This is a genomic window from Aeromonas veronii bv. veronii, from assembly GCF_000820225.1.
Classification (GTDB): domain Bacteria; phylum Pseudomonadota; class Gammaproteobacteria; order Enterobacterales; family Aeromonadaceae; genus Aeromonas; species Aeromonas veronii.
Genome location: NZ_CDDK01000030.1, coordinates 1,413 through 1,973, shown reverse-complemented (window position 1 = coordinate 1,973; position 561 = coordinate 1,413). Strand labels below are relative to the sequence as shown.

The 561-nt window shown below is 62.0% G+C and carries 1 protein-coding gene; it reads right to left on the bottom strand.

Features of this window, described 5'->3' with window-relative positions:
* A partial coding sequence (locus tag BN1139_RS12525) for an aldehyde dehydrogenase family protein (RefSeq protein WP_041980542.1) occupies positions 1–539 on the bottom strand: 539 nt, incomplete at its 3' end.
* Between the last annotated feature and the right edge of the window lie 22 nt (positions 540–561).

The following is a 561-nucleotide window of genomic DNA, read 5'->3' as shown; positions in this document are numbered from 1 at the left end:
GCCGCCGCCATCTGGGCATCTCCCTCGATGATGGCGATCTCGTTTTCGTCAAATACGCTGGTGAGCATGGTGCGCAGCACGGCATTGGTATGGGGAGTGAACTCGGAGAGTTTCAGCATCGCCCGGTTGCCTGCCGCGATGGCGGTGATGAGGGGGCCAAGGCTCAGCATCACCGGAAAGTTCCACGGCACGATAATGCCGACCACCCCGAGTGGCTGGAAGTGCACCTCTACTTTGGCGGGGGCCAGCAGCAGGCCGGTGTGACGGCGGTGGGGCTGCATCCAGCGTTTGAGCCGCTTCTGGGTGTAGTTGATCTGCATGATGCAGGGCAGCACATCGGCGATCAGGCTGTCGTAGTGGCTGCGCTGGCCATAATCTGCTGCCAGCGCCTTGCACAGCTGCCCCTTGTGGGCGAGCAATGCCTGTTTGAGTTTGGTCAGCTGCGCCCGGCGCTCGGCCAGGGTAGGCATGGGGTGAGCCAGACTCGCCCGCTTGAGCCGTGCCAACTGATCCGGCAGGGACAATTTGATGGCGAGGATATCCTCAGGAGTGTGTTGAAGC